The organism is Mesorhizobium sp. NZP2298 (genome assembly GCF_013170825.1).
GTDB lineage: Bacteria > Pseudomonadota > Alphaproteobacteria > Rhizobiales > Rhizobiaceae > Mesorhizobium.
This window is the reverse complement of the sequence record NZ_CP033365.1, coordinates 1,810,001-1,835,689: the sequence shown is the minus strand read 5'-3', so window position 1 is coordinate 1,835,689 and position 25,689 is coordinate 1,810,001. Positions and strand designations below refer to the sequence as shown.

Sequence of the window (25,689 nt, the reverse complement as noted above, 5' to 3'; positions counted from 1 at the left end):
CCTGCGGTGGCGGTCGACCTATCTCAGCTCTCCTGAAGCTGACGGGCGGCGATGACGCCATCGAGCCAACCTTCAGCCATCTCGGGAACCGAAGCCAGCAGCAGCTGCGTGTACGGCTTGTGCGGCGGCGCCAGCACCTCTTCCTTTGGTCCCTGATCGACCACGGTGCCCTGATGCATGACGACGACATCGTCGGCAATGGCTCTCACCGTGGCGAGATCATGGGTGATGAAGAGGTAGGACACGCCCAATCTTTGCTGCAAGGAGACCAGCATCTTCAGGATTTCAGCCTGCACGATCTGGTCGAGAGCAGAGGTGACCTCGTCGCAGACGATCAGCTCGGGATCGGCAGCCAAGGCCCGCGCAATGGCTACGCGCTGGCGCTGGCCGCCCGACAACTGGCCGGGCAGCCGATCGATGTAGGAGGCGTCGAGCTCCACTGTCTTCAGCAACTCCAGGATGCGTTGCGTCCGTGCCGAGCCGGTCAGGCCATGGTAGAATTTCAACGGTCGACCAATGATCTTGCGCACCGCATGGCGTGGATTGAGCGCGGTTTCGGCCGACTGGTAGATGATCTGGATTTTTTGCAGCGTGTCCTTGGTGCGCTGGCGCACGAGAGGCGCGCATGGCTCGCCCTTGAAGGAGAGCGAGCCGCTGTCTGGCGCCATTAGTCCGGCGATGACACGGCCCAGCGTGGATTTTCCCGATCCGGATTCGCCGACCACCGCCACGGTCTGCCCATATCCCACCAATACCGATATGTCGCGCAACACCTGAAATGAACCGTAGGATGCGCTGAGACCATCGATCCGCAAGAGCTCCGGCGCCTCGGATCTTGTTGCCATCGGGATGTCATGAACCGCCCAGAGCGATTTCGTATAGGGATGTTCCGGTTGCGTCAGCATCCTGGAGACCGGCCCCTCCTCGACTGCTTCGCCATGGCGCAGGACCATGATCCGGTCTGCCATCTGCGCGACGATGGCGAGATCATGTGTGATGTATAGGGCGGCAACGCCGAATTTTTGGATCGCTTCCCGGATCGATACCAGGACCTCGACCTGCGTGGTCACGTCAAGCGCCGTCGTCGGCTCGTCGAAGACGATCAGGTCCGGCTTGCAGATCATAGCCATTACGACCATGGCGCGCTGCAGCTGACCTCCTGAAACCTGGTGCGGATAGCGCCTGCCAAAATGGTCGGGGTCCGGCAATCGCAGCGCGCGAAACAACGCCCGCGCATTGGTCTCGGCTTCCATGCGGCCCTGGCCGCCACGCGAAACAGCTGCCTCGACGATCTGCTCCATCAGGCGGATGGCAGGGTTGAAGGAGGCTGCGGCGCTTTGCGCGACATAGGAGATGCGGACGCCGCGGAGGCGGCGTTGACGAGCCTCCGGCAGGTTTAGGACGTTCTCGCCGTCAAACAAGACACTGCCCGATTTGATGCGGCACCCCTGACGCACATGGCCAAGGGTGGCGAGGCCGATCGTCGACTTGCCGGCTCCGGACTCGCCGACCAGCCCCACCACTTCGCCTCGCTTCAGGGTGAAGCTGATGCCCTTCACGATCTCCGACCACTCGCCGCCGGCCTTCGCCTCTATGCGGAGATCAGAGACCGTCAGGACGGTGCTGTCGGCGCGACCCGGCCGACTAGCGCTCGTCATCGGAAAGACCACTTGATTCATTCAAAAACCAGTCCGCAACGAAATTGACGGCGACCGTCAGCAGCGCGATTGCCGCCGCCGGGATGAGCGGTGTGAAGTCGCCGCCGCTTATAAGGGCGGCGGTGTCACGGACCATGGAGCCCCATTCGGCCATTGGCGGTTGGAGGCCGACGCCGAGGAAGGACAGGGCTGCTATGGCCAGGAAGACAAAACAGAATCGCATGCCGAATTCGGAAATGAGCACGGGCAGGATGTTAGGCAGGATCTCCTGGGTGACGATCCAGGGCAGTTTTTCGCCCCTGGCGTGCGCGGCCTCGACAAACTCCAGTGTCACCACGTTGAGCGCGGCCGCGCGCGACAGGCGGAATACACGGGTCGAATCGATCACCGCGATGATCAGCACCAGATTGGTGACGCTGGAGCCGAAGATCGCCAGCAGCATGAGCGTGAAGATGAGATCGGGGATCGACATCACGGAATCGACGAAGCGGCTGAGCAACTGATCCGTCACGCCGCGCAAGGCGGCCGCGACGATGCCGAGGCTGCCGCCGATGATGAAGGCAAGCAGCGTGGTGACGAAGGCGATACCGATCGAATTGCGCGCGCCGAATATCAGGCGGCTGAACAGGTCGCGTCCCAATTGGTCCGTGCCGAAGACGAACTGGCTGCTCCACGGCTCGAACGGCGTTTCCGACACGACCTGATATTCGCCGTAGGGCGCGATCAGCGGCGCAAACAGCGCCGCGGCAAGATAGGTGGCGAGCACGACCATGCCGAACCACGCCGTGGGTGGTGCACGGCGCAGACGGCGTTTTGCGCTTGCGAGGAAGCCTTGCGCGCGTTCGGGTCGCTGGACGTTGGACAATGCCATATCGGCCTCAGCGCGGGTGGAGGAGTCTGGGATTGCTGACGATCGAGATGATGTCCGCTATCAGGTTGAGCAGGATGTAGGTGATCGAAAAGATCAGCGCGCAGGCCTGAATGACTGGAATGTCGCGGTTGCGCACCGCGTCCACCATGGTCTGGCCGATGCCAGGATAGACGAAGACCACCTCGATCACCACAACGCCGGCGATCAGATAGGCGAGGTTCAGCGCAACCACGCTGGCGATTGGTCCGACCACGTTGGGCAGCGCGTGACGCAGAACGACACGAGCAGCCGATTCGCCCTTGAGATGCGCCATTTCGATGAAAGGGCGCGACATGACGCTGATGATCGCCGCGCGCGTGTTGCGCATCATATGCGCGAGGATGACAAGCGTCAGAGTCAGCACAGGCAGCACCATTCGCATGAGTTGGTCGCCCAGATGCATCGATGGCCGGATGCTCGACAACGATGGAAACCAATGCAGATTGATGGCGAAGATCAGCATCATGATGTAGGCGAAAAAGAACTCCGGGATCGAGATGGCGGCGAGGCTCGACGCGCTGAGCAGGCGGTCGAGGAAGCGATTGCGATACAGCGCGGCGATGATGCCGAGGCCGATCGCCAGGGGGACGGCTATCAGTGCGGTCAGCGCCGCCAGATACAATGTGTTGAGAAGGCGCGGCCCGATGATGTGGCCGACTGGGCGCGACGAGAAGGATTGTCCGAAATCGCCGGTCAGCGCGTGGCCAAGCCACATCAGGTAGCGCTGGTACCACGGCAGGTTGAGGCCGAGCTGCTCGCGGAACGCGGCCACCGTATCGGGCGTCGCCGAACGGCCGAGGATCGCCGTTGCGAAATCACCGGGCAACATGCTGACAGCCAGGAAGATCACAAACGATACGATCAGCAGGCTGAGGAAGCCAAGCGCCACCCTTTGCAGAAGCATTCGCGCGACCGGATGTCTCGTCGAACTCACGGCGATCCTTTCAAAGGAATCTGCCCGGCCTCGCGGACGGGCCCAGTGCCGGACGGCAATCGGCACGTGCGGATGGAAGGCGGACAGGCAACAGTTTGTCCGCCCTCTGCATCACGCTAGACCATCCACCAGCGCTCGGTCATGCGGAGATTGTCGCATGGGAAAATGCCCCCGATGGGGCCGTGACCGAGCTTTTTCGACAAGCCGTAGTTCCAGTTGACGAAAGCAAGCGTGATCATGCCGCCATCGTCATGCACGATCTGCTGCATCTCTCCATATTGCGCCGCGCGCTTGGCCTGGTCGGTCTCGGCGCGGGCGGCAATGAGCAGTTCGTTGAAGCGCGGGTTCTTCCAGTGTGTGCTGTTCCAGGGTGCGTCGGCGGCAAGCACTGTCGAGAACAACCAGTCGCATGTCGCGCGGCCATACCAGTCCACACCGCTGAATGGCTTCTTCAGCCAGACGTTTTCCCAGTAGCCGTCGTCGGCCTCGCGGACGATGTTGATGTTGATGCCCGCTTTCGCGGCTTGCTCCTTGTAGAGCACGGCCGCGTCTATGCAGCCCGGAAATGCCGCTTCGGAAACCGACAAATTGACGTCGACCGAGGTCAGGCCGGCCTTCTTGAGATGCTCCTTGGCTTTTTCGATGTTGTAGTCGTGTTGGGGTGTCGGGTCTTTGTAGAATGGCATGGCGGAGGCGACGGGAGTGTCGTTGCCCTTCTTGCCTTCGCCCAGGAAAACCTTGCGCAGGATATCGTCGCGATCGAGCGCGTATTTCATCGCCAGGCGCACATCGACATTGTCGAACGGCGCGACCGAGGTGTCCATGTCGAAGGTAAAATGGCGCAGACTTGGCACGCGCTGGATCTCGAGATCCGCGTTGCGCTGAATCGGCGGCATGTTCTTCACCTCGAGGTCGTTCATAAAGTCGACCTCACCGGTGACGAACGCGTTGGTGCGTGCGGTCGGGTCGGTGATGCAGATGAACTCGAACTCGTCGAGATAGGGTTTGTTGTCCTTGTGGTAGTTCGGGTTGCGGGTCATCTTTATCGACACGCCGGGATCGAAATTCTCCAGCTTGAAACTGCCTGTACCGATGCCTTTTTGCCAGTCGATGCCGCCTCCTGCCTTGGCCTGCATGATCGACAAATGATAGTCGGCGACCAGATAGGGGAAGTCGGCGCTGCCCGAATTCAGCGTGAACACGACATTGCTGTCGCCGTCCTTGTCGATGCTGGCGACCTGAGACAGAATCGACTTGGCGCCCGACGTGGACTTTTCGCCCATATGGTGGCGGAAGGATTCCTGGACATCCTCGACGGTCAGGCTCTTGCCATCATGGAAGGTGACGCCGTTGCGCAGCTTGAACACCCATTTCTTGGCGCCATCGCTCGGCTCGAAGCTTTCGGCGAGATCACCGACAATGCTGCCGTCGGCCGCGATCTCGGTCAGGTTGTTGCATAGCGATCCGTTGAAGGCAGCCTGCGCGAAGCTTGCCGGCCAGGTGCCCGGATCGAGTGTGTCGTTCTGCGAGGCATCGGACATGCCAAAGCGCGCCGATCCACCCTTCTTGGGTTCCTCGGCGGTCGCGAAGTTCGGGAACGAGGTGGCGCCGAGCCCTGCCGTCGCGACGAGCGCGGCGGAGCGCCCAAGGAATTCTCGACGTGAAATCTGGCCTTTCTTGAAGCGTTCGGCCCAATAGCTGAATTCAGACATGTTTCTCCTCGAAACGCCTGTTCCCCTTTTTGCCAACCGAAAAACAGGCGATTCCCGGTCGGCGCTTTGTGGCGGATACCGCTCTTCGAATGGCGGCTTTCTCCATGGTCACCCTAACGCTAGCCACCCATGAAAAGCTTGTCAATGATTTCTGATTGACCAATCAATCATGATTTGTTGATATGCCTTCGCAAGCCTGCATGACCGGTGAGAAAGGAACTCGGCCGAATGACGCTCGACCTCTGCTATCTGTCCGCCAGCGAGGCGCTTCGCCGATTTCGAGACCGCACCGTGTCGCCGGTCGAGGTGATCGAGGCGCAATTGCAACGCATCGATCAGACAAGCGACACCGTCAACGCGACGAGTTTTGTCTATGCGCGGGAGGCCTTGGATGCTGCTCGGGAAGCAGAGCGCCGCTATGGCATGACCGATGGCCGCTTGCGGCCGCTGGAAGGCATTGCGACGGCGATCAAGGATGAAAGCAACATCGCTGGCAAGATCACGACTTACGGTTCGTTGATCTACAGGAACAATGTCGCCCAGACCACGAGCACGGTCGTGCAACGGCTGCTCGACGCCGGTGCTATCGTCCACAGTCGCACCACGACACCGGAATTTTCATGCGAGGGCGTCACCCATTCGCGACTCTGGGGCGTCACCCGCAATCCCTGGAACCTGGATTATACGCCGGGCGGCTCCTCCGGCGGGTCGGGCGCTGCCCTTGCGGCAGGACTTACGACGCTCGCCAACGGCTCGGACATTGGCGGCTCGATCCGCATTCCGGCCTCAGCTTGCGGTGTCGTGGGCTTCAAGCCGCCCTACGGACGCAATCCTGCCTCTGCGCCGTTCAATCTGGACCCATACAACCACCCCGGCCCGATGGCCCGTTCGGTCGAGGACTGCCTGCTGATGCAGAATGTCATGTGCGGGCCGGATCCGCTGGACATTGCCTCGCTCCGGCCCAAGCTTGCAATGGCTCCCGACCGCGGTGGCATCAAGGGCTGGAAGATCGCCTATTCCCTGGATCTCGGCTATTTCGAGATCGATGAAGAGGTTCGGCGCAACACGCTCGCGGCGCTGGATGTCTTCCGTTCGCTTGGCGCTACGGTCGAGGAAGTCGATCTCGGCTGGACGAAGGAGAGTGAACGCGCCGCGATGAGTCATCTTCGGACCATCTTCGGATCTTGGCTTGCGGAGTATCTCGACGATGCCAGAGGCGATCTGCTGACCGGATATGCTCGTCATTTTGCCGAAGGCGCGCGCGACAACACCTGCCAGGAATTCCTCAAGTCGATGTACACCGGCGGTGCCATGTATGCGTCGCTGGGGCCGATGCTCGAGAGGCATAACATCTTCATCTGCCCAACGCTGGCGGTTCCCGCCGTCGCCGCCGATCATGATCCGTCGAAGGACAAGGTGACGATCAACGGCAAGGACGTCCACCCGTCGGTAGGCTGGCCGATGACCTATCCGTTCAACATGCTGAGCCGCTGTCCGGTGCTGAGCGTTCCGTCCGGGCGAGCCTCGAACGGCGTGCCGACCGGCATCCAGATCGTTGGCCGGACCTTTTCCGACGAAACCGTTTTCACTGCCGGCCTTGCCTATGAAGATGCGCTTGGTGGATGGTACGGGACGGCACGGGACCGGCCTGTGGTCGCCTCCACAGCCTCCGTCGCAAATCAGGTCCAGGCATGAAAACCGTATATTCTCCACTGCACGCGCTTCAGGACGCCGAGGCGGAATTCATTCGCGGCAAGCGCGTGCCGAGCTTCGAGATGCCGCGCCGCGCCGAACTCGTGTTGGCACAGGTCAAGCACGTCTTCGGCGACGAAACGATAGAGCCGCGCGACTTTGGAACGGAGCCGCTGGTCAAGGTTCACGACGAGGCGCTGGTGGCGTTCCTGTCGACCTTCTGGGATCGGTGGTCGGCCGAGAACGGGCCGGTCGATGCTTTCCCGAACGCCTGGCCGCCGCCCCGTTCGCATCGTTTGAGGACGCAGCGGATCGGCGCTGAACTCGGCCGCTTCTGCATAGACATGAGCAGCCCGATCATGGAGGGCACGTGGCGGGCCGTCTCGGCATCGGCCAATGTTGCGTTGACAGCGCAGGCTTTGGTGGCGGGAGGGGAACGCGCTGCCTTCGCGCTTTGCCGCCCACCTGGACACCATGCGGGCCGCGATTATTTCGGCGGCTACTGCTTCATCAACAATGCCGCCGTCGCGGCGCAGGCTTTCCGGGACCAGGGTGCCGCCAGGGTAGCTGTGCTGGACGTCGACTATCATCACGGCAACGGAACGCAGGACATTTTCTACGGCCGCAACGATATACTAACGGTCTCGATTCACGCCGATCCGATTCTCGAATATCCGTACTATACGGGCTATGCCGACGAGGCGGGGGAAGGCGACGGTCACGGCTTCAATCTCAACCTGCCCTTGCCCTGGGGGACCCGTTTCGACGCTTATGGTGAGGCGCTCGACGTGTCGTTGTCACGCATTGCCTCGTTCGGCGCGGAAGCGCTCGTCATCTCGCTCGGTGTCGACACTTTCGACGGCGACCCGATTTCGAAATTCAAACTGCGCAACGCTGATTTCTCGACCATCGGCCGCGCTATCGCCCGCCTCGGCCTACCGACTGTGTTCATCATGGAGGGCGGCTATGCGGTGGCGGATATCGGCATCAATGTCGTTAACACGCTGAGTGGCTTCGAAGACGGTTTCGCCAAGTGATGGAAGGCCGGAATCGTCGGCGAAAAACCGATCAGAAATCGTCCGGAAAGATAGACTTGAGATAGAACAGGCAGGCTTTCTTCGCCATCTCGCGGTCGGCGGGACCGATCGTCCCGAAAACTTGTCCAGAAATCCACAGCCCGTCGATCATGGCATTCAGACTCCGTGCCACGATAGCTGGATCGAGAACGAGCCGCCTTTGTTCCGCAAGCGCCGCGATATCGGCTTTCACGACGGCATCATAGCGCCCCTTCAATTCGGCGCAGCGCCGCTGATATTCCGGATTTCGCACCGATTCCGCCCAAAAAGCGGTGAAGACGGCGATATGTCCCGGGTTCGACTTTTCGGCATCAAAGTCGAGTGCAATCATGCCCAGCAGGCGAGCGACCGGCGAACCATATTCCGACCGGTTGAGGTTGCGGTCGTACTCTTCGACCATATGGTCGAGGGCGGCCAGCGTAATGCCTTCCTTCGATTTGAAGTGGAAGGACACGACGCCATAGCTACATCCCGCCTCCCGCGCGATGTCGTTCATGGTGAAGCCGGCCAACCCCTTGCGTGCAATGACGATGAGCGCCGCCTCGAGCAGCGCGCGTCGGCGTTCGAGCACCTGGTCCTCGCGCGTCGGCGTGCGCCGCGTGTCGGTCCGTTTCTTAGCTTTTGTTGCGGCTTGGTTCATAGTGTCTTGCGGCTTCAACCGAAAATTGTTCAATCTGGATAGCAGCTTCGACAAAGTCGGCACAAGACTTCGCCACCCGCCAAATACTAGATCTCTTCATCAAGCCCAAGGAACCGCGCGGCGTTGTCGTGCAGCCATTTGCGGCGTACGGCCTCATCGATCGCCAGCGCCTCGACCTCGCCAAGCGCGCGCTCGGGCGCAAGCATCGGAAAGGCAGTGCCGAAGATCATCTTGTCCTGGAGCAGCGTGCGGCCATATTGCAGCAGCGGCTCGTAGCCGGAATGGGCCTTCGCCAGCAGTGACGGGCGCACCGCGAGAAGTCCTATCCACAAATTCGGATGGCGCCAGGCGACGCCGATCAGCTCGTTGACCCAAGGCCAGCCTGGCGGCGATGCACAGACCTTCATCCCGGGAAAATCGACCATGACCTGGTCGAGATATTCCGGCTTGCCGAACCGCATCGGCGTGGCCGTCGAGAAATTGATGCCGCAATGAATGTTGACCGGGATCCCCAGTTCGATGGCCTTTTCATAGAATGGATAGAGCAGCCGGTCGTTGGGACAGAGTTTCAATTCGAAACATTGCAAATTGAGTCCACGCAGGCCCAGTTCGCGCACGGCGCGCTCCAACTCCTCGACCGCCGGCTTGCCCTTGTGCGGGTCGACGCCGGCGAACCCGATGTAGCGCGGGCCGTTCGCCGTGCAGAATGCGGCGACGGTCTCGTTGGAGATCTTGAAGCCGAATGTCGTCTCAACGTCTCTCGCCTTGACCACGACATGCCGCGCGGCGAGCCTCTCATAGGTGTCGAGATAACCCTGCAAATCCTTCGCCGCATCAGAATCGGCCGAGAGCTTCTCGCTGGCCTCGTAGACACGGCGATAATTCTGCAGGTGCGGCGCGGCGGCGCTGAAGCCCGGAGATGGCGGCCGGCTCGAGAAATCGATCCACATAGTTCTACTTCCACTGCCGGCGTTCGGACAGGATGACGCGCGCCGCATTGTGACCGGGAACTCCGGTGACGCCGCCGCCCGGATGTGTCGAGGCGCCGCACTGGTATAGCTTGCGGATCGGCGTGTGGTAGTCGGCATAATGCGCGGCCGGGCGCTTGAAGAATATCTGGTCGGCACTGATCTCGCCGTGATGAACGTGCCCGTTCGGCAGATCGAATATCTGTTCGAGATCGAGCGGCGTCAGAATCTGACGATGCAGGATTCGCTCTTCCAGGTCCGGAGAGTGCGCGCGCAGCACCCGCATGGCGGTTTCGTACAGTTCTTCGCGGCGACTGTTCCAATCGCCGTCGCGCAGTGCGTAGGGGGCGTGGCCGCCGAAAATGTTCATGACATGGTGACCGGCAGGCGCCAGCGACGGATCGACCACGCTCGGGGTTTTGACGATCAGGAACGGGCGCTCGGCAATCCTGCCATAGCGCGCATCGTCATGCGCCCGGTCCATATAGTCGACGCTGCCGCCGATGGTGAGCTGGACGGGATAGTCAAAACCAAGCTCCTTCGTCGACAGGCGAGGGAAGGTCGGCAGTCCGTCGAGGGCCAAGTTGATGCGGAAGACCGTCGATTGCGACCTGAAATTCTCGATCTGCCTGATGAAGCCTTTGGGGAGCAGATCCGGCGGCAGGAGCTTCAGGAACGTGGTCTTGGCGTTGGCGTTGGCTATCACGATGCTTGCATGGATCGTTTCGCCGGACGCCAGCTGGACGCCTTGGGCCGCGCCACCGCTAACGAGGATTTTCTCAACGTCAGCGTCGGTGCGGACCACCATGCCATGCGCCTCGCCAGAACGGCGAATGGCGTTGGAGATTTCACCCATGCCGCCCTTGATGAAGCCGGACGGACCGGCGGGCGTCGTCTGGTCGCGCACCACCGAGCGCACCAGCATGTAGCCGGATCCGGGCGAGCGCAGGCTGGAATTGCCGCCGCCGCCGCCGGCGAAGAAGCCAAGCACCAGCTTGACCTCGTCCGATTCGAACCAACGGCTCAGCAAATCGTAGGCGCTGAGCGTCAGAAGGTCGTAGATGTCATAGAATTTGGAACCGATCTTTCGGAAGCGCCAGGCGAAGCCGATCAGTCTTGCCAAGTCCCTGGGTGTCTTGCCGCCCGGATCGACAGGGGTCTCGAACAGGAGCTGCTTGAGGAACGGTGCCACGCCCAGCAAGAATTCCCGATAGGCCGGATAGGCGGCGGCGTCCTTGCTGGAGAATTTAGCGATCTCGGCGCGGAATTTCTCGGGCGATCCCCACATCGTGAAGGTGCGGCCGTCTTCGAACGGAAAGACCGCGGGCGGCGGCTCCAGCACTTCGAAGCCATGCTTCTGCAATTCCAGGTCCAGAATGACCTTGGGCTGCATGAGACCCATGATGTAGGAAGCGGTCGAAACCTTGTAGCCGGGCCAGACTTCCTCGGTCACCGCGGCACCGCCCACAAGCTTGCGCCGTTCCAGCACGCAGACCTTGACGCCGGCCCGCGCCAGATAGGCGCCGCATACAAGGCCATTGTGACCTGCGCCGACAATGACCGCATCGAATGTCTTCGCCATCATCGCATCCTTCACAGCCAGCGGTTCTCGACACGGTCGAAGCTTCCGGCGCGCAGATCGTCGGCTTCCTTGGCCAAAAGCTGCTTGGCGATCTTCAGCGAGACGGTGCGCGGGAACTCGTCCCGGAAGGCGTAGAAGCGCGGCACCTTGAAAGGCGCCAGCTGCCGCTTCGCGGCCTCGATGATGGCGGCCAGCGTCTCGGCACTAGCGACCGCTTCTTCCCGCAGCTTGATGTACGCCTTGACCTCCTCGCCGCGAAGCGGGTCCGGAACACCGATGACAGCGGCCTCGGCGATCACCGGCATGGCATTCAGCACCGACTCGACTTCGCGGGCGGCGATGTTTTCGGCGCTGCGCCGTATCATGTCCTTCTTGCGGCCGACGATGCTGTGGAAACCATTTTCATCGACCCGGAAGAGATCGCCGGTGCGGAACCACCCATCGGAAAACACCGAGGCCGTCGCTTGCGGATTGTTGTAATAACCCAGCATGATACCCGGCCCGCGGATGAGCAGTTCGCCGACCTCGCCTGCCGGCAGCGTGCGGCCCTGCTCGTCGACCACCTTGCACTCGCGGAAGGGGCAGGGAATGCCGCAAGAGCCGGAGCCGACCATGTCGGACCGCTCGATCGGCATGAACATCGCGGGGCCGACCTCGGTCATGCCGAAGGCCTCGCGCGCGTTGAGATCGTAGCGTTGCTCCAGGTCCGCGTGCAGGTCGCGTGGGACGCCGTAGACATTGGCGCGGACAATCTCGTTGCGAGCGTCGTCGGCGTGTCGTGGCTGGCTGTGGAGCACCCATGGCAATAGACAGAAGTTGATGCGATGCGTGCGCACCCATTCCATGAAGCGGCTGGTGCTCTGGCGGGCGGCGACGAAGAGCGTGCCGCGCTGATAAAGCGTCATCAGTAGCAGCCATTGCGGATCCATGTAGAAGAACGGCGTCGAGGCCAGGATGCGCTCGTAGCGGCGGCCGTCGCGAAAGGCGTTCACCTTGCCGCTGCTGATCCAGTAGCGCTGCGTAAGCATGCAGCCCTTGGGGAAACCGGTGGTGCCGGATGTGTACTGGATGTTGAGGAGGTCGCCATGGCCAACCGGCGCCGGCGCGTCGAACGTTTCGCGCGGCTGCGAGGCCAGTTCGGACCACGCAACGGCGCCGGCGGCCTCGCCGTCCACCACGACGGTGTGTGCCGGCGCAACCCGGATCAACCCGTCCCTGCGGCAACTCTCCACGATCTCGATGCAATCGCCATGCGCGATGATGAAGGACACATCGGCATCGTTGACTACATGGGCGAGTTCGCGCTCGCGATAGTTGACATTGACCGGCACCATGACCGCGCCGATCCGCCCCAGCGCCAACCATGCCAACGGCATTTCGGGAACATTCGGCAACATTACGGCGACGTGGGTGCCCTTGACGATGCCAAGCCCCACGAAGCGCGATGCAAGGCCGTTCACCATGCGGCGCATTTGGGCGTAGGTGATGTTCTGGCCGGTCTCGAAGAAGTTCCACAAAAGCCGATCTCCGGCCGCCGCTGCGGCTTCGTCGATCAATGCACCGATGTTGGCCGGCAAAGGTTCAACCTCGATGCGCCGCCGCCGTTCGGCGGCATCGGGAACCTGATCCGAAAGAACCTTCAGCCGGCCCATCAGTGGGCGAACCACATCGCCTTGAGGTCCGTGTATTTCTCCATCGCATGGATCGACTTGTCACGGCCGAAGCCCGATTGCTTGAAACCGCCGAAGGGCACCGACATCAGCCCTCGGTCGAAACAGTTGACCCATACAACTCCAGCTTTGATGGCCTTGGCCGCGCGATGCGCCTTCTTCACATCGTTCGTCCACACCCCGGCCGCGAGCCCGTAGATCGTGTCGTTGGCGACGGTCATGGCCTCATCGAAGTCGCGCACCGTGATGGTCGCGAGCACTGGACCGAAAATCTCTTCGCGCGCGATCTTCATCTGGTTGGACACGCCGTCGAAGATCGTTGGTTCGACGAAAAAGCCGCCGCTGTCCTGGCGGACGCGATTGCCGCCGGCGACGATCCTGGCGCCGCCGGCGACGCCATCCTCGATGTAGCCCATGACGCGGGCCAGTTGCTCTTCGGTGACGATCGATCCCAGTTTCGTAGACGGGTCGAGGGGATCGGCCGGCGAAAGCGCCGCCGCCTGCTGAAGCAGCTTTTCGAGGAACCTGTCCTTGATCTTGTCCTCGACAATCAGCCGGGAGCCCGCATTGCAGACCTGTCCGGAATTGGCAAAGATGCCCGCCGCGACGGATCGCGCCGCGGCATCGAGATCGTCGCAGTCCGCCAGCACCACCTGCGGCGATTTTCCGCCGAGTTCCAGCCCGATGCGCTTGATGTTCGACTGACCCGAATATTGCATGAAGTAGCGGCCGACTTCCGTGGAGCCGGTGAAGCCGACGCAATCGACGTCCATGTGAAGCCCGAGCGCCTTGCCGGCGACGTGGCCGAGGCCGGGCACGACGTTCAGCACTCCGGCCGGCAGGCCGGCATCCATGGCAAGCTGCGCGATGCGCAGGGCCGTGAATGGCGACTGTTCAGCCGGCTTCAGGATAACCGAGTTGCCGGTGGCAAGCGCGGGACCGAGCTTCCATGCGGCCATCGAAAGCGGATAGTTCCACGGCACCACTGCCGCCACAACGCCCACCGGTTCGCGCACAACGATCGTCGTCACGTCGTCGGCCGTCACGGCAACTTCGCCGTAGACCTTGTCGATGGCCTCCGCATACCAGGCAATGCAGTTGGCGGCGCTTGGGATGTCGCCATTGGTGCTGTTGGCGATCGGCTTGCCAACGTTCAGCGTCTCCAGAAGGCCGAGTTCCTCGCGGTTTTGCAGGAGCAGTTCGGAAAACCGCAGCAGCACCTTCTTGCGCTCGGCGGGGGCCGCACGAGACCACGCGCCGGATTCAAAGGCCCTGCGGGCCGAGATGACGGCCGCGTCGACATCGGCAGTGCCACAGGCTGCAACCTCGGCGATGATCTTGCCATTGCCGGGATAGACGCAATCGAAGGTTTCGCCCGAGATGGCATCCACATAGACGCCGCCAATAAAGGCTTTCGTCGGCAGCTGCGTCTGCTCGGCGCGCTGATGCCAGTTCGGCTTGTGTTCAACGTTCATGACTGTCTCCGTCGCGTCGGCTCGATAGAAGAGGATACTTCCGTATTTCGATTGACTGGTCAATCAGATTTTGCATCCACAGCCTTATACAAGCTCTCCGTCTTCGATCTCCGCGGCCGTGCGCACTATGCCTTCGCGCAGGATGCCGATCATGTCGTCGATCTGCTCCCTGGTGATGATCAGCGGGGGAGACATCACGCACATATTGCCGAGCGGACGCACGATCAGGCCGAGTTCCGCACAATGGGCGTCGATGCGCGCGCCGATCCGTTTGTCGAAATCGGTGACATGCGGCGACGATGGATCGACCAGGCATTCGACGCAGCCGACCAGGCCGGATGCTCGGACATCCGCGACCAGCGGAAGGTCGGCCAAGCTGTGGAGGCGCTCCGCGAAATAGGCCGAGCTTGCGCGCACATGCTCCAGTATGCCGTCCTTGTCGATCACGTCGATGTTGGCGAGCGCGGCGGCGCAGCTCACCGGGTGGCCGGAATAGGTGTAACCGTTCGAATAGTGGCTTCCCTTGGCGTTCTCGCCGCTGACCTTGTCCAGCAGGCGCTCGGAGATGGCAAAGCCGCCGAGCGGCACATAGCCGGAGGTCACGCCCTTGGCGAAGGTGATGATGTCGGGGACGACACCGAACACCTTTTCCGACGCGAACCATTCGCCGCAGCGGCCAAAGCCTGTCACCACCTCGTCGGAAATATAGATGATGTCGTGTTCCTCGCACACCGCCTTGAAGCGCGCGTGATAACCCTTCGGCGGGATGATGACGCCGCCTGATGCCAGCAATGGCTCGGCCAGGAAGACCGCCACCTTGTCCGCCCCGATGCGCGCGATCTCCTGCCGGAATTCGTCCACCAGCCAGTCCAGAAACTGGGCTTCGTCTTTGCCTCCGGCGAAGCGGATGTTGGGACTCGAAATGAACGAAATTCGCTCCGAGACAATATCGAAATTCGGCCAGTTGCCAGCACGTCCCGAGCAGGCAGCCGTCAGCGCCGTGCTGCCGTGATAGCCTTCGCGCCGCACGATGATGTGCTTCTTCTGCGGGCGTCCCAACACGTTATTGTAGAACTCGACGAACCGCAGCGCCGAGTCGACCGCGGTCGATCCTCCGGTGGTGAAGAAGACGCGGTTGAGATCGCCCGGCGTCAGCGCGGCGATCCGCGCCGCCAACTCGGCGGCGGGAGAATTCGTCGTGTACCAGGGCGAGTTGTAAGCCAGCCGGAGCGCTTGCCGCGCAATGGCATCTGCAATCTCATGTCGGTTGTAGCCGATCTGCGTGCACCACATGCCGCCGGGGCCGTCGATCAGCCGACGCCCTTTTGTATCCACCACGTAGATTCCCTCGCCATGGGCAATAACTGGGCGCGCGGAATGCCCGAGTTTTTCCATGGCTTCAGCTGGCGACAACAGATGCAGTCGGGCGGCCTCTTCCGTTTCGCTGGCATTCCACTGCGAACCAACTAGCTTGTTCATAAAACCTCCGAGCCTCCCAAGTCCCGTCCTGCAATTTCGGTCGACAACTCCTTCCTGATAAGCCGATGGTCACCGGAAAGTCAACAAACTGATTGATTGGACAATCAGTTTGTTGACTTTCGCTTCGGGCACGCCGCATGCTTCTCCTGTGGTCACGCCTTTCGGGGGTCCGTCCTGCTCCGACGGGATTGGTCGCCTCCCGGTGGGCGCCGCGACTTCGCTGGTTTCGACCGCGGAATCATTTGGTTTTCGATATGGGTGTTCACCCTTCGAGATTTGTGCGAGGTACGATTTTGCCGTTCCGCGTGCTCGCGCGTTGACATCGTCTCAGTATAGCCGATCCGCACCGAGATCGAGGCGACACGCTTGCCGTTCTTTCGCAGATCTCAAGGTTGAACTGGCGGCTGAACTTCCTTCTCCGCATTTCCACTCTCCAATTCCGTTAAACACCCTGTCTCGGTCGACGAAACCGGGAGCAGGCCATAGCCTGCCACCCTGTTTGATCAGCGTTGGCCAGCCGTGTTGTTTCCGGCACTTGGCATCAGTCGAGCTTCTTGGTCGAAGATCGAGTAAAGATGCTGCGGAGCTTGGGGAAATAGAGGATTACAACTGAGACCACCAAGATCGTCAGGAGTAAAACCACAAACTGCATGATCATGTAGCCGATTTGATCGCGCGGCATGAACCAACCAGCCACGATACCGGCGCCAGTCAGGAGAATGCGAATGAGCCAACTCATAATGATGGAATCCAGTGGTTGTTCACCGTCAGCATATCGGGTTCTGCCCGCCAGACTTTGCTTTGGATCAAGTGCATATGATGGCGTTGGCTCGGTGTGAGGAGAAACGAGAGGGCGGTGACGAATGACCGGCGGCACGGCAATTCAGGGCAGTCTGCTCACGACAACGCCCATATGCCCACGGGCGGAGATCCAGCCTACTGTGACGTCGCAATGGAGCGCCTGAATAGGAGCAGGCTCGCTCCGAGAAACGTTACTCCCATCATCAGCACGGTCGCGAACTCCTTCCATACGATTGTGAAATCCGCCCCCCGGGAGACGATCGCCTGCATGAAGCTGACGTAATGTCGGGAAGGCAGGAACCACGTCACGTACTGAAGCCATTGGGGTTGATTCGCGACGGGTGACATTCCCCCCGACAACATCATCATCGGCATGACGACCATCATCATCAGTAGCGCGAACTGCGCCATCGTGCGTGCGAGCGTACCGAGAAAGATGCCGATAGCAGCCGCGGCAAAGACGTAGATGGTCGTGCCAAGCATCAGCAGACCCCGCGAACCAGCGATTGGAACGTCGAGCGCTCCCTCCACGACCAGCAGCAAAGAGCAGGCGAATGCGACGATGATCACGAGGCCGTTCGCCCAGACCTTGGCGAGCGCGATCTCAAATGCCGTGAGGGGCATCACCAAGAGATGCTCGATGGTGCCGTGCTCGCGCTCGCGCAGCAGCGCCGCTCCGGTCAGGATGATGACCAGCATCGATAGCTGATCGGCCAGGCTCACAATCGACTTGAACCAAGATTGTGTCCCCCCAGGATTGAAGGCTCGACGAATGGCAAGATCGGAGGAGAGTCCTCTTGTTTCTTCGAAATCCTTCCGGTACCGGGCGACCTCATTGGTCACCATGCTCTGGATGTAACCAGTACCGAGTGCGGCCTGCTGCGAGGCTGTGGCGTCCACATTCACCTGGATCTCGGTGTCACGCCCCTTTCTTGTGTCTTTCTCGAATCCCGGGGGTATGACGACGATGAAGGTGTAGAGCCCCTCGTCCATCGCGCGGTCGATGTCGGCGGCACTAATGGTTTTGACGGTCTGGAAGTACGGCGGATAGAACAACCCGGCGATTGAGCGAGAGAGCTGCGATTGGTCCTCGTCGACAATGCCAATGGCGGCGTTGTTGACAGTCTCGCCAGCACCGGTCGACTGCGTGTAGATGCTGAAGCCAAACGACCAGATGATGAAGAGGATCATCGTCAGGTCCTTTGCAAGCGCCCGAAGCTCCTTGGTGCCGAGCCAGAAGATGTTGGAGAAGCTGAACATCGTCACTTCTCCTGTTTTTTCAGGAAGATCATTGAAAGCATCAGAAAGGCCGGGGTGAACAGCGCAAGCGCCAGCAGATCCGTCCTCATGTCGCCAAGCCCAAGCCCCTTGGTGAAGGCGCCGACGCTCATGTGTGTGTAGTAGGTCGTCGGCCACAGCCTGCCCATGAGGCGCGCGCCGCCCTCGAGCGTCGAGACGGGCTGCATCATCCCCGAGAATTGCATCGTTGGCAGCATCGACAAGACCGCGCCGGCGAAGACCGCCGTCACTTGGCTCCTAGTGAGGGTCGAGATGAAAAGTCCATAGCCAGTGGCGGCCGCGGTGTAGAGCAGAGCCCCAAGGGCCAGGACCATGCCGTTGCCCTTGAGCGGAACCCCAAACAAGAACAGGACGGTCGCCGTCAGGATGACGAAATTGATCATTCCGACGCCGAGATAAGGCAGCTGCTTGCCGATCAGGAATTCCAGCCGGGTCGTTGGCGTGACATAGAAATTGGTGATCGTGCCGATCTCCTTTTCCCGTGCGACGCTCACCGCCATCAGAATCGCCAGGAACATCATCAGCAGCATGGCCGGAAGCGATGGCCCGATGGAATAGATGCTCTCTCCTGTCGGATTGTAGCGATAGCGGACCTCGAGCGCCGTGGTGGGACCGGATGTGGATGGGGTGCTCGCCTCACGGCTTCTTTGCTCGGAAAAGAGGGCGTGCGCCTGCTGTACATATCCCTCTATGGTCGCCGCCCTCGTGGTATTCGCGCCATCGATCCACGCCGAGACCTGCCAGTCGGAGCCGCGCTTCATCATACGGCCGAAGTTCGACGGGATCTCGATAGCGAGCTCGATGTCGTTGGACTTCAGGCGGTCTTCCATCGCCTGCACGTCCTGGATCGGCGACCGCTCCGTGAAATAGGGGGAACTTGAGAAACCGCTGAGATACGCCCGGCTTTCGGGTGTGTTGTCATGGTCGAAGGCCGCGTACGTCAGGTTGGTCACGTCGTTCGACAAGCCGAAGCCGAAGATCAGCATGATGATGAAGGAGCCGAGGAAGGCGAAGGCGAGCCGAACGGGATCGCGCATCAGCGACAGCATCTCGCACTGCGTGTAGGCGAACAGGCGCCGTAGCGGCATAAAGCGCGGGCGATCAGGCGAAGCGACCCGCGCTTCCTGCCAGACCGGCGGCGGAACTTGCTGTGTGGCTGGCTCGGATCGAGACCCCTCGGCTTCCTCGATATAGGCAATGAAAGCCGCTTCGAGATCGGCGCCGTTCTTGGAGGCGATCACATTCCCCGGTGTGTCGCACACGAGCACGCGGCCTGCATGCATCAACGAGATGCGGTCGCAACGCATCGCTTCGTTCATGAAATGCGTGGAGACGAAGATGGTCACATTGCGGCTTCGCGACAGGTCGACCAGCAGCAACCAGAATTCGTCTCGCGCCTGCGGATCAACGCCGGAGGTCGGCTCATCGAGTATGAGGATATCCGGATCGTGCACGATCGCGACCGCGAGCGAGAGGCGCTGGCGCACACCGAGCGGAAGGGAATTGGCCTCAGCATCCGCATAGTCGGTAAGTCCAACCTGCTCAATGAGCGTTGCGCTGCGGTCGGCGGCATTGCGCAGATGGAACAGGCGGGCGTGCAGAAGAAGGTTCTGGCGAACCGTCAACTCGCCGTAGAGAGAAAAGGATTGCGTCATGAAGCCCACGCGCCGACGTATCGACAGATCCTTCGCGTCGACTGGACTGCCGCACACCTCCGCCTCGCCCTCACTCGGTGCAAGAAGCCCGGTCAGCATCTTCATCGTTGTGGTCTTGCCGCAACCGTTGGAGCCAAGGAAGCCGAAGATCTCGCCTTTCTCGATGGTGAAGCTGACGCGATCGACCGCGGTGAACTTACCGAAGCGGCGGGTCAAGCCCTTCGCCACGATCACCGGTTCTTCGGCGCTCGGTTTGCGTGGCGGAATGACGAAGCGCTTGTGTTTGCTCTGCTGCCCTGGCTGCAAGGCGACAAAAACCGATTCAAGATCTTGCTCGCCGGTAGCTTTCCGTAGCTCGTCGGCGGTGCCGAAGGCCAGCACTTTCCCATGATCCATCGCGACCAGCCAATCGCATTGGCTGGCTTCGTCCATGTAGGCGGTCGAGACGACGACGCTCATCGCCGGCCGCTCGCGGCGCAGGTCGGCGATGAGTGTCCAGAATTGTCGCCGCGAGAGGGGATCGACACCCGTCGTCGGCTCATCGAGAATGAGAAGGTCGGGATCATGGATGAGCGCGCAGCACAGTCCCAGCTTCTGCTTCATGCCGCCCGAGAGCTTCCCCGCGGGACGGTCGAGAAAGGGCAGCAGTCCCGTTGCGCCCGCGAGCTTGCGAATGCGCATATCTCGCTCACCCGCATCAAGACCAAACAGCCTGCCAAAGAAGGCAAGGTTCTCCGCAACGCTTATCTCCTGGTATAGGTTCTTGCCGAGCCCCTGCGGCATGTAGGCGATGCGCGTACAAACTGCCCGGCGATATCTGGCACTGGCCATGCTGCCGTCTAGGACTTGGACCGTCCCCATCTGCAGCTTGCGCGCGCCGGCGATCAGACCAAGCAGGGTCGACTTGCCGGCGCCATCGGGGCCAATGAGGCCCGTCATCCGGCCACTGGGCAGATCGAACGACACGTTGTCGAGCGCCAAGACCTTGCCGTAGGCATGGGTCACGCCAGTGATCCGGGCAGTCTGGCCAGCCGGTGCCGCCATCGTCATTTCACCGCGTCCAGGGGATCACCCGGGAAACGTTTCTGCAGGGCGTCCGGCCAGTCGGGCGGGTTCGGCTCGAGTCGGACATAGCCGGTGCCTCTCGCCCCGGTCTTTACCTGCTCGATGTGATCTTCGACGAGGCTAGACGGAATGCGCAGCTTGACCCGGAACATCAGCTTGTCCCGCTCGCTGCGCGTCTCGATCTGCTTTGGGGTGAACTGGGCTTCGGGCGAGACAAAGCTCACCTTGGCGGGCACGGCGAAGTCGGCGCCGTCGAACTGGATGCGAGCCTGCGAGCCAACGGGAACCCTCATGGCCTGCTCGGAGGTCAGATAGATCTCCATGTAGATCTCAGAGAGATTGACGATCGTCAGGACTTTACCGCCGGCGCTGACGACTTCACCGGGATTTGCAAGGCGATAGAGGACGCGGCCCCTGACTGGTGTTGCGAGGGCCGCATCTGCGATTTGGGCATCGGTCTGATCCACCACAGCTTTCGCCGCATCAATTGAGCGCTCTCTGGCAGTCACATTCCTTTCCGCTGCCTCAAGAACAGCGCGCGCGGAATCGCGCTCGCTCTGGTACTGATCGCGTGTTTGCTCGCTGACAGCACCTGTATTGGCGAGTGTGAGAGCCCGGCGGAGGTTGGCCTCCTTGAGCGTCAATTCAGCCTGCCGCTGGGTCACCGTCGCCTTCGCCTCGAGCAGCAAAGCTTCCTCGGAGGTCTGATCGGCGACATACTTGGCACGCTCGGCCAGAAGTTCCGTCGTATCGATCCGGGCGAGGATCTGCCCGGCGGAAACCAAGTCGCCCTCTTCGACAAGCACATCCCGCACGCGGCCGGCGGATTTCGCGGAGATGTCGACCTCATCGGACTCGATTCGGCCGTTGCCCGATACCAGCCCATCCGGCAACTTTCCTTGCTGGCTCTGCCACCAATACCAAGCGCCGCCAGCACCGGCCGCCACGATCAGGACAAAGATCAGAACACTCGTCGTCGATGGGCGGCGGATCTTCACAAGTGATTACTCCTAGGGTTGACCTACAAGAGGAGGAGAAATCGCTCTGAGTCCTTGATTCAGCTCAAACTTTGATTTTTCCAGAACCGCATCGAAAACGACTGTCTGACAAAGACGGCCGCCATGGCGGTTCTCCAGGGTTACGGTCCCACCGTAACGCTCGATAATTTCCTTCGCGATGGCGAGACCAAGGCCGGCACCTGGAATTGATTGCCAGCCGCCCGTGTCGACACGAAAGAACGGCTCGAACGCCTTGTTCATCAGCTCATGCTGGAGGCGGATCTCGCCACGACGAACTGCCGAGGAGCGATCCACTTCCCGCGCGTGTGCGATCGGGAGGCGATTGCGTCGTTGATCATCAACCAATAGAGAGGGGACAAATCAGACAAAAGGACCATGGATGACCAACCAAACCGATACCCGCGCTGCCGAACTAGCTGAGTTAACTGCCGACATTGTCTCAGCGTATGTCAGCAACAATCCTTTGCCGGTGTCTGGCTTGCCGGACGTAATAGCATCGGTTCATGCTTCGCTGTCCAGACTTGGCACGCCGATCGCGCCTGTCTTTGAACCGCAAACTCCCGCGGTCAACCCGAAGAGATCGGTGACGCCGGACTTCATTATCTGCCTCGAAGACGGCAAGAAGTTCAAATCCCTCAAGCGGCATCTTAGCACGGACTTCGGCCTGACACCGGACGCCTATCGCGCCAAATGGAACTTGCCGCACGACTACCCTATGACAGCTCCGAATTACGCCGCTCAGCGCTCGCAACTGGCGAAGTCCATCGGGCTTGGCCGCAAGGCTGAATCCGCCGCACCAGCCAAGAAGGCACCTGCAAGACGGAAAGCCAAGGCGTAGTCCGCAACCACCTGCCGCAACGTGAAGACTCAGCTATGTCTGGAGAGCGGCGGACCCTGAAAATGACCGTCAGGCCGGCGCCATTTGAGCAACCTCCCAGCGAGGGCGCCGGTCTTTCTCCTATCGGGGCGCCTTCGAATACGCCTGCGCCAGTAACGACATCAAGCACCGCACGACCAAGGCCAGGCATCCGTGGACAGGTCGAGAGGATGAACCGGACTATCAAGGACGCCACCGTCAAGCGCTTCTACTACGAGGCCATGACCTCCGCACCCATCTCGCCGACTTTGTCGCCGCTTACAACTTCGCCCGCAGGCTCAGGACCCTCAAGGGTCTCACACCCTACGAGTTCATCTGCAAGCCGTGGGCATCACAACCGGAACGCTTCAAACTCAGTCGGCCCCCGCAAATGCCGGGACCAAACATCTAGTCACCGATGGCGCTCTCAAGAAGCCCTGGAGTCCGCTTCTGGAAATTCTCCAGAAGCGCGGCGCACCGCATGAGGCGGAATCCCTCGATCCGTGGATGGTTCCTCGACAGGTTGAGCCGTATCCAGTGTAGATAATTGGCTCACACGAGGATCATTCCCACAACGCAAAAACCGCCCCGGTTGGACCGGGACGGTTTTTGATTTATGACAAAATTGGTTTTGGGGACAGGATTTGAGTTTTCTGTCCTCGGCGTCGGCTTTGCCTCCTTGCGGGGCCCAGATGACAGGTTCAAATCGGCCGGCCGTGACAGCAAAATACAAAAGAGCCCGCACAAGGCGGGCTCTTTTGTATTTGGTTGCGGGGACAGGATTTGAACCTGTGACCTTCAGGTTATGAGCCTGACGAGCTACCGGGCTGCTCCACCCCGCGTCAACCCTCAGCAAGCGTTTGCTTGCTGATCTAGGCAAGCATTTTCTTGCCGAACTAAGCAAGCGTTTGCTTGCTGATCTAAGCAAGCGTTTTCTTGCTTTGGACGTAAGCGCACACCCACGAATAGGATGGCCTACAAATAGGTAGATGGCTCACCAAATGAAAGGGCCGCTTACGCGGCCCGTGTTTCCCGTTGGCGGGCCTTGTTCGTAGAGAGAAGATTTCATCACATCGACCAAAAAATCGGCTTCGATTTCTGGAAGGTACGATGTGACACATAAAACGTGCATTTAGCAGACCTGGCAGCGACCTACTCTCCCGCGTCTTGAGACGAAGTACCATCAGCGCTGGAGCGTTTCACGGCCGAGTTCGGAATGGGATCGGGTGCAGCCGCTCCGCCATAACCACCAGGTCGGCAAAACGCACGTTGTTCGAGAAGCTGTTTTCTGTGCCAAGGCGACGTTTGCGTTTTGCTAACGGGCAAAGCCCGCAAGCGCGACTGCGCGCCGCCGGTTTTCCGGCGCCCTCGCGGAGCATAGGCCCGTAAGGGCCGCTCATGCGTGAGCGCTGGTAAGACCATCGTATTTCACGATGAGCATAAGGAATGAGAACGATCAAGCCGATCGAACTATTAGTACCGGTAAGCTTCAAGCGTTGCCGCTCTTCCACACCCGGCCTATCAACGTGGTCGTCTTCCACGGTTCTCAGGGAATACTCGTTTTAAGGTGGGTTTCCCGCTTAGATGCCTTCAGCGGTTATCCCGTCCGGATATAGCTACCCTGCTATGCGGCTGGCGCCACAACAGGTCCACCAGAGATCCGTCCATCCCGGTCCTCTCGTACTAGGGACAGATCCTTTCAATATTCCTACACCCACGGCAGATAGGGACCGAACTGTCTCACGACGTTCTGAACCCAACTCACGTACCGCTTTAAATGGCGAACAGCCATACCCTTGGGACCTGCTCCAGCCCCAGGATGCGATGAGTCGACATCGAGGTGCCAAACAACCCCGTCGATATGGACTCTTGGGGGTCATCAGCCTGTTATCCCCGGCGTACCTTTTATCCGTTGAGCGATGGCCCTTCCACGCGGGACCACCGGATCACTATGACCGACTTTCGTCTCTGCTCGACTTGTCAGTCTCGCAGTCAGGCAGGCTTATGCCATTGCACTCAGCGAACGATTTCCGACCGTTCTGAGCCCACCATCGCGCGCCTCCGTTACTCTTTAGGAGGCGACCGCCCCAGTCAAACTACCCACCATACATTGTCCCGGACCCGGATAACGGGCCGCGGTTAGACATCCATAGTAATAAGGGTGGTATTTCAAGGGTGGCTCCACCTGAGCTGGCGCCCAGGTTTCAAAGCCTACCACCTATCCTACACATGCCACTACGAATGCCAATGTAAAGCTATAGTAAAGGTGCACGGGGTCTTTCCGTCTAACCGCAGGAACCCCGCATCTTCACGGGGAATTCAATTTCACTGAGTCTATGCTGGAGACAGCGGGGAAGTCGTTACGCCATTCGTGCAGGTCGGAACTTACCCGACAAGGAATTTCGCTACCTTAGGACCGTTATAGTTACGGCCGCCGTTTACTGGGGCTTCGATTCAGAGCTTGCACCCCTCCTCTTAACCTTCCAGCACCGGGCAGGCGTCAGACCCTATACGTCGCCTTGCGGCTTCGCAGAGCCCTGTGTTTTTGATAAACAGTCGCTACCCCCTGGTCTGTGCCACCCTCCTCTGCTTGCGCAGAAAAGGGTCACGCTTCTTCCGAAGTTACGCGTGCAATTTGCCGAGTTCCTTCAGCATAGTTCTCTCAAGCGCCTTGGTATACTCTACCAGACCACCAGTGTCGGTTTCGGGTACGGTTTATAAGGAGGAGCTATTTCCTGGAACCACGCAGCAGCCCGTTCAATCCGATAAGATTGGACTACCTCAATGATCCGTCACTACCTCCAAGCCCACGAATATTAACGTGGTTCCCATCGACTACGCGTTTCCGCCTCGTCTTAGGGGCCGGCTAACCCTGCTCAGATTAGCTTTAAGCAGGAACCCTTGGTCTTTCGGCGGGGGAGTCTCTCACTCCCCTTACGTTACTCATGTCAGCATTCGCACTTCTGATACCTCCACCACCCCTCACGGGTATGGCTTCATCAGCTTACAGAACGCTCCGCTACCGCTCGTATTGCTACGAACCCTAAGCTTCGGTGTATGGCTTTAGCCCCGTTACATTTTCGGCGCAAAGACCCTTATTTAGACCAGTGAGCTGTTACGCTTTCTTTAAATGATGGCTGCTTCTAAGCCAACATCCTGGTTGTTTTGGGATCCTCACATCCTTTCCCACTTAGCCAT

Annotated in this window: 18 protein-coding genes, 1 tRNA gene, 2 rRNA genes and 1 pseudogene (1 of these 22 running past the window's edge); 4 read left to right on the top strand and 18 right to left on the bottom strand. The window is 60.3% G+C overall.

Annotation, left to right across the window (positions count from 1 at the left end; all coding sequences use genetic code 11):
• Positions 1–23: 23 nt before the first annotated feature.
• The 4 genes from EB231_RS08895 to EB231_RS08880 form a co-directional block, all read right to left on the bottom strand.
• Positions 24–1,658, bottom strand: coding sequence for an ABC transporter ATP-binding protein (locus EB231_RS08895; RefSeq protein WP_172348474.1), 1,635 nt, complete (start codon positions 1,656–1,658; stop codon positions 24–26).
• Complete coding sequence (locus EB231_RS08890; protein ID WP_172348473.1) at positions 1,645–2,529, bottom strand: ABC transporter permease; 885 nt, start codon at positions 2,527–2,529, stop codon at positions 1,645–1,647. Before EB231_RS08890 ends, EB231_RS08895 begins: the two co-directional genes overlap by 14 nt.
• A 7-nt stretch (positions 2,530–2,536) precedes the next feature.
• The gene (locus EB231_RS08885; protein WP_172348472.1) at positions 2,537–3,472 is read right to left on the bottom strand and encodes an ABC transporter permease; all 936 of its coding nucleotides are present in this window, start codon (positions 3,470–3,472) and stop codon (positions 2,537–2,539) included.
• A gap of 146 nt (positions 3,473–3,618) precedes the next feature.
• On the bottom strand, positions 3,619–5,214 hold the full coding sequence (locus EB231_RS08880) for an ABC transporter substrate-binding protein (RefSeq protein ID WP_172348471.1): 1,596 nt from the start codon (positions 5,212–5,214) through the stop codon (positions 3,619–3,621).
• A 228-nt stretch (positions 5,215–5,442) separates the two neighbouring features.
• On the opposite strand from EB231_RS08880, the gene EB231_RS08875 reads away from it, so the two are divergent.
• Both EB231_RS08875 and EB231_RS08870 read left to right on the top strand, forming a co-directional pair.
• Entirely contained in the window at positions 5,443–6,909 is a 1,467-nt protein-coding gene (locus EB231_RS08875; RefSeq protein ID WP_172348470.1) for an amidase, read from the top strand.
• A complete protein-coding gene (locus EB231_RS08870) occupies positions 6,906–7,943 on the top strand; it encodes a histone deacetylase family protein (protein WP_172348469.1) in 1,038 nt (345 codons plus the stop codon). Before EB231_RS08875 ends, EB231_RS08870 begins: the two co-directional genes overlap by 4 nt.
• A 31-nt stretch (positions 7,944–7,974) precedes the next feature.
• Here the strand turns inward: EB231_RS08870 and EB231_RS08865 are convergent, their stop codons facing one another.
• From EB231_RS08865 to EB231_RS08815, 11 genes are all read right to left on the bottom strand, one after another.
• Entirely contained in the window at positions 7,975–8,640 is a 666-nt protein-coding gene (locus EB231_RS08865; RefSeq protein ID WP_206681901.1) for a TetR family transcriptional regulator C-terminal domain-containing protein, read from the bottom strand.
• A 68-nt stretch (positions 8,641–8,708) separates the two neighbouring features.
• Positions 8,709–9,620 (bottom strand): amidohydrolase family protein, encoded by a 912-nt coding sequence (locus EB231_RS08860; RefSeq protein ID WP_246740898.1) that lies wholly within the window; start codon positions 9,618–9,620, stop codon positions 8,709–8,711.
• The gene (locus tag EB231_RS08855) at positions 9,577–11,172 is read right to left on the bottom strand and encodes a phytoene desaturase family protein (RefSeq protein ID WP_172348467.1); all 1,596 of its coding nucleotides are present in this window, start codon (positions 11,170–11,172) and stop codon (positions 9,577–9,579) included. Before EB231_RS08855 ends, EB231_RS08860 begins: the two co-directional genes overlap by 44 nt.
• Before the next feature lie 11 nt (positions 11,173–11,183).
• Positions 11,184–12,824: a class I adenylate-forming enzyme family protein gene (locus tag EB231_RS08850; RefSeq protein WP_172348466.1), complete on the bottom strand. Its 1,641-nt coding sequence runs from the start codon at positions 12,822–12,824 to the stop codon at positions 11,184–11,186.
• Positions 12,824–14,317, bottom strand: coding sequence for an aldehyde dehydrogenase (locus EB231_RS08845; protein ID WP_172348465.1), 1,494 nt, complete (start codon positions 14,315–14,317; stop codon positions 12,824–12,826). Before EB231_RS08845 ends, EB231_RS08850 begins: the two co-directional genes overlap by 1 nt.
• 84 nt (positions 14,318–14,401) lie before the next feature.
• Positions 14,402–15,796: an aminotransferase gene (locus tag EB231_RS08840; RefSeq protein WP_172348464.1), complete on the bottom strand. Its 1,395-nt coding sequence runs from the start codon at positions 15,794–15,796 to the stop codon at positions 14,402–14,404.
• A gap of 541 nt (positions 15,797–16,337) precedes the next feature.
• Complete coding sequence (locus EB231_RS08835) at positions 16,338–16,673, bottom strand: hypothetical protein (protein WP_172348463.1); 336 nt, start codon at positions 16,671–16,673, stop codon at positions 16,338–16,340.
• Between the two features lie 59 nt (positions 16,674–16,732).
• The gene (locus EB231_RS08830; protein WP_172348462.1) at positions 16,733–17,857 is read right to left on the bottom strand and encodes an ABC transporter permease; all 1,125 of its coding nucleotides are present in this window, start codon (positions 17,855–17,857) and stop codon (positions 16,733–16,735) included.
• A 2-nt stretch (positions 17,858–17,859) separates the two neighbouring features.
• On the bottom strand, positions 17,860–20,601 hold the full coding sequence (gene rbbA / locus EB231_RS08825) for a ribosome-associated ATPase/putative transporter RbbA (RefSeq protein ID WP_172348461.1): 2,742 nt from the start codon (positions 20,599–20,601) through the stop codon (positions 17,860–17,862).
• Positions 20,598–21,614: an HlyD family secretion protein gene (locus EB231_RS08820; protein WP_206681900.1), complete on the bottom strand. Its 1,017-nt coding sequence runs from the start codon at positions 21,612–21,614 to the stop codon at positions 20,598–20,600. Before EB231_RS08820 ends, rbbA begins: the two co-directional genes overlap by 4 nt.
• A 12-nt stretch (positions 21,615–21,626) precedes the next feature.
• Entirely contained in the window at positions 21,627–21,875 is a 249-nt protein-coding gene (locus EB231_RS08815; RefSeq protein ID WP_445299301.1) for an ATP-binding protein, read from the bottom strand.
• A gap of 139 nt (positions 21,876–22,014) precedes the next feature.
• On the opposite strand from EB231_RS08815, the gene EB231_RS08810 reads away from it, so the two are divergent.
• Both EB231_RS08810 and EB231_RS08805 read left to right on the top strand, forming a co-directional pair.
• Entirely contained in the window at positions 22,015–22,473 is a 459-nt protein-coding gene (locus EB231_RS08810) for a MucR family transcriptional regulator (RefSeq protein ID WP_172348460.1), read from the top strand.
• Between the two features lie 130 nt (positions 22,474–22,603).
• Positions 22,604–22,903, top strand: a pseudogene (locus EB231_RS08805) (integrase core domain-containing protein); the annotation flags it as partial.
• Positions 22,904–23,256: 353 nt separating this feature from the next.
• On the opposite strand, the gene EB231_RS08800 reads toward EB231_RS08805, so the two are convergent.
• From EB231_RS08800 to EB231_RS08790, 3 genes are all read right to left on the bottom strand, one after another.
• Positions 23,257–23,333, bottom strand: a tRNA-Met gene (locus EB231_RS08800).
• Positions 23,334–23,630: 297 nt separating this feature from the next.
• Positions 23,631–23,745 (bottom strand): 5S ribosomal RNA (gene rrf / locus EB231_RS08795).
• Between the two features lie 198 nt (positions 23,746–23,943).
• Positions 23,944–25,689 (bottom strand): 23S ribosomal RNA (locus tag EB231_RS08790); it runs 1,052 nt beyond the window's last position.